Origin of the sequence: Candidatus Brocadia sapporoensis, assembly GCF_001753675.2 — a bacterium.
In the GTDB taxonomy this organism is placed as follows: Bacteria; Planctomycetota; Brocadiia; order Brocadiales; family Brocadiaceae; genus Brocadia; species Brocadia sapporoensis.
Genome location: NZ_MJUW02000079.1, coordinates 1 through 4,365 on the forward strand (window position 1 = coordinate 1; position 4,365 = coordinate 4,365).

General features: G+C 42.3%; 3 protein-coding genes and 2 tRNA genes. 4 read left to right on the plus strand and 1 reads right to left on the minus strand.

Features of this window, described 5'->3' with window-relative positions; all coding sequences use genetic code 11:
* Positions 1-169 precede the first annotated feature (169 nt).
* Positions 170-246: transfer RNA gene (locus BIY37_RS07090), tRNA-Val, on the plus strand.
* A gap of 37 nt (positions 247-283) precedes the next feature.
* Positions 284-357, plus strand: a tRNA-Asp gene (locus BIY37_RS07095).
* A 791-nt stretch (positions 358-1,148) separates the two neighbouring features.
* On the opposite strand, the gene BIY37_RS07100 is transcribed toward BIY37_RS07095, so the two are convergent.
* Positions 1,149-2,324, minus strand: coding sequence for a M48 family metallopeptidase (locus BIY37_RS07100; protein ID WP_080324923.1), 1,176 nt, complete (start codon positions 2,322-2,324; stop codon positions 1,149-1,151).
* A gap of 479 nt (positions 2,325-2,803) precedes the next feature.
* On the opposite strand from BIY37_RS07100, the gene BIY37_RS07105 reads away from it, so the two are divergent.
* Together BIY37_RS07105 and wrbA are read left to right on the plus strand one after the other, a co-directional pair.
* Entirely contained in the window at positions 2,804-3,262 is a 459-nt protein-coding gene (locus tag BIY37_RS07105) for an NmrA family NAD(P)-binding protein (RefSeq protein ID WP_143299204.1), read from the plus strand.
* A 144-nt stretch (positions 3,263-3,406) separates the two neighbouring features.
* Positions 3,407-4,018 carry an NAD(P)H:quinone oxidoreductase gene (gene wrbA / locus BIY37_RS07110; protein WP_070067145.1) on the plus strand — a complete coding sequence of 204 codons (612 nt, stop codon included), beginning with the start codon at positions 3,407-3,409 and terminating at the stop codon, positions 4,016-4,018.
* The last annotated feature ends 347 nt before the right edge of the window (positions 4,019-4,365 follow it).

Sequence of the window (4,365 nt, forward strand, 5' to 3'; positions counted from 1 at the left end):
ATTGATGCATTAAGGCATCTAAAAATTAATAATAAATGGTCTTGACAAACCCGTCTACTTTAATCTACCGTCGTATCATCCAGAACTGAATTATCAAAAAATACTCTGGGGAACAATAGAATTCTATTGACTCGCAAAAAATGAGATGTTATACTTTTCTTTCTCACATGGGCGATTAGCTCAATTGGCTAGAGCACTTGCCTTACAAGCAAGGGGTCATAGGTTCGAGTCCTATATCGCCCACCATTATTATGATGAAAGGTTTTATCGCTCTATAAAATAAGGGGCCGTAGCTCAATTGGTTAGAGTACCAGACTGTCGATCTGGATGTTGCGGGTTCGAGTCCCGTCGGCCTCGTTTTTATCTCTTTATAAGTCACTGGCTTGGTTTCTTGATCCCCCCCTTAAAGACCATCCCCAAGGTGTCTCCAGAATTAAAAAAGATAGCATCTTAAATACTTTATCCCTTTTTTATTTTCATCTACATCTTGAAAGTAGCGAAACTTTTCTCGTCATCCTGGATTACTATTTCCTTAACGCCGCCTGATTATAAATATATTTTAGTTTGTAAACAAGATTATCCGAAGATAGGCAACTGCTAGTGACAGATAAGCCACAAAGGAAATGGCGAGAAGAATTTGCAATCGCTTCAGGGGATGCGCCCGCTGCGGCAGGCCTGGCGCCAGGATGTCGGTAAGGAAGATTGTAATAGAGGCATATCCCCAGAACAGCGTTTGCCCGCGTTGATATCAGCCTGAAGTGAAATTAGTCGACGCTGCCATCGTCGTTCCATCAGCAGAGGCGAATGCTCCGGACCAGAGAAATGAGAGTGTCATGAACAGCTATAGAGATATGTCGAACCAGCGATTCAGCCTGACGAAACTATGGAAAATGCTCTTGTCCGCAAAAAGGGGGTAGCGGCCGATCTCAATGATAGTGGGATATTACAGGAGGCAAGCAGGAGTCCGCAGGAAAAGAAACGTTAATCCGTATTTGACGACAAAATACGGACACCCGATCAATTCTCTGCTGCCCTGTGCAGGCGCAATCCAGACTATGCCGGGACCAGTGCAGCCCACCAGCCAAAGAGTCTGGGGCTGGTTTGCGTCCCGGCGATGCGAAGTTATTTGCTGAAATTATGTGCCATTTCTATGGTGAATTCTTTTCGTGTGAAAATCCCTTGATATATCGAACCCTTTCAATGACCGGCGGGTGTGAATAGTACAGGGTTACATAAAAAGGGTGCGGATAAGGATTGGTGAGATTGTCCTTTGAAAGCTTTATAAGGGCACTCACCATACTTTCGGAATTCCTCGTAAGTTCATATGATGCCCTGTCGGCCTGCCTTTCGTGTCTTCTCATAAGATAACTTACACATGGCGTAAAAGGGAATGAAAGAATATCGGCAATGAAAGCAAGGATTAAAAATTTTGCAAAAAGGGTATTCGTACGGATATGGAAAAGCGTTACGAGGGCGTCGCTTTGTATAACTTTAAACGAGAAATAAAGAGCTATGAATGAAAATATTTCAAATGCGACAATAATTTTCAGCATATGTCTTTTTTTCCAGTGTCCTATCTCGTGCGCCAGCACGGCCAGGTTTTCATCGTGATTCATGCTCTCGAGCAAGGTGTCGTACAGAACGATCCTCTTTGTCTTTCCAATGCCGGTAAAATAGGCGTTGGTATGTCTGCTTCTCTTTGATGCATCTACCCTTAGAATCCTGCTTGCATGAATACCGGCCCTGGCTGTTAATTGAACGATCTTTTCTTTTAGTGATTCATCTTCAATCGGGGTAAATTTATTAAAGAGAGGCTCGATGACGTAAGGGGATATATACATAACAAAGATGCTGAAAATAAAGAGAAAACCCCATATCAAAAGCCACCAGTAGTGAGGGCTCCACTGAATGAGCCAGAATCCTGCAAAGGTCACCAGTGACATCATAACTGTCGAAATAAGGAGTGTTTTTATAAAGTCAGACACCCACAACCGCGGCGTCATGGTATTAAATCCATATTTATTTTCTATTTTAAAGGTACTGTAAAGGCTGAAAGGTACGGATAAGAATTCGCTGCAACAAGATAAGAGTAAAAAAAAGAGCCAGCCCGAAACGATAAAGGACAGGTCCAGCGAAGCAATCCATGAATTGTAGAAGTTCAGCAGACCACAAAAAATAAATATGACGGTAACGGCGCTACTGAACATTGCCGAGATAAGGCTGAAACGGGTTTTCTCCGCTTCGTAGTCTATTGTCTTTTTCAAAAGGAATTCATCTATCTTTCCCTCAAATTCATGCGGAACGGATACTCCGGTTTTTCGCATGTGCTTGAGATTAAGATACTGAACCCAAGATTCAAAGGTCTCCTTGAGGATGTAAAGGCAGAGGACAAGAATAAAATATGCGTTCAGGTTAGAGTCCTCTTTGTTTTAGGGAATAGGCACATAGGGGCAAGAACACTCTCGAAAGAAGGTAATTAATAATGGAAATTAGATTATTTATTTCTTATTTAACCATACCAAAAAGGGATAGCGCAAGAGCAATTTTGATTTGCTTTTTGTATAATTTATTTTTGTTTGAGATGTATTGCTCGATATGTTATATTGCATTCTTTCTATTTTGTACAATGGACAGTTTTACAAACTAGCACCATGTATAGAGAAAAACACTACGACAAAGCCAAGCTTTGAGCAATCAGGGAACGCAAAGGAAATGGTCTTTTATCGGACGTGAGGTAAAGGCGCATGAGAATGCGTCTCTTCTCCTCTTGAAAAAGATTTCAATAAAGGAAGGAGAGGATATTATGATTGATAAAAAAGTAAAACCAATCTTAATTGCTGACGCGACAGACAATCATGAGGGCAAGGTAATGCAAAATCTTTTACGTAACATACGAACCATGCAAATTTTCAATCGCAATTCATCCAAACCAATGGCGCAGACAGTGGTAAAGAAAATTGGCCAGATAGCAAAGCCAGATACCAATGATCGTGCGTATGAAAATAAGGCTCTTCAGGAAATCCTCCGAACCGTTCATGTCGGAACCTTTAAGAAACACAGCCCCGTAAGAGAGACACGACATGGTAAAATTCTTGCAAATGCTGCAAAAGCAGCGAGGATTAAATATTTTATCCGGAGGTCGTTCGGTGATGCTGAACGTAGTGCCGTCATTCCACACACCAAGAACACATGGAATATTGGACAATATATGCGCTTCTGGCTTGCCTGTAACCATTTTCCATCCGGTTCTTTTCGTGCATAATAGTAATATGCCGTTTTACAAAGACAATTCTAACATTTTTAGCAAAAATACACATGAAACTGGCTCGTTACGATTTTAAAGTCCCGGCGGGATTGACTCACCTATTTTGTGCCTCGGATTAATAAAATGAAGGAGGAGAACCCAATGCAAGTGCTTATTCTTTATTACAGCACATATGGCAATGTATACAAAATGGCGAAACTTGTGGCAGAGGGCGTTAATGAAATTAAAGGGGCAGAACCCTTGATTCGCAAAGTGCCGGAATTGATTCCGTCGTCTGTTATTGAATCACGCGAAGACATGAAGGTTGGCAGAGAGATGCAGAAAGACATCCCACTGGTTACCCTGGACGACTTTAAAAGGGCTGGCGCAATTGCATTTGGAACACCAACACGGTTTGGAAATGTATCTGCACAACTGAAAAATCAGATTGACCAACTCACTTCGTTATGGTTTACAGGGGAATTAGAAGGTAAGCCGGCCGGCATATTTGTCTCTACCGCAAGTCTTCACGGTGGGCAAGAGACGACGATTTTTACCCTGATGGCTCCGCTGCTGCATCTCGGGATGATCCTGGTTGGTGTGCCATACTCTGTTAAAGAGCTTTTTTCGACGCAAGGCGGTGGTTCTCCTTACGGACCTGGCCATATCGCCGGAGTGGACAGTAAGCGGGATATCGATCAGCAGGAAGCGACGATTTGCCGTGCCCTTGGTAGACGGCTTGCCGAGGTCGGACTCAGGCTACAAAAGAAATAGCTATCTGGCAACTGCAGTGAAATCCAATAGTTGGTAATGAAGGAAAATGGTATATACACAGCGTCATTAATCAGATACGAATATGTCATTCCCGCGGAAGCGGAAATCCAGAAAAATACGGGATTCCGGGTCAATCCCGGAAAGACAGATAGATGTATACTTAGGTCGCTATGTATAGAATCAGTCCTCCAGTTGCTCCGGCGGACTGGCTACCCATAAAAGAGCATCGTTGTGGTACTCTTTAAGAGATACCCTCCGTTTTATTTTTTTAATTGGGAATAGTACTTTGTTAAAAATTTAAGCGGCGAATTTTTTCTTCAGTCGTTTCGATTTGATTTTGAAATAAT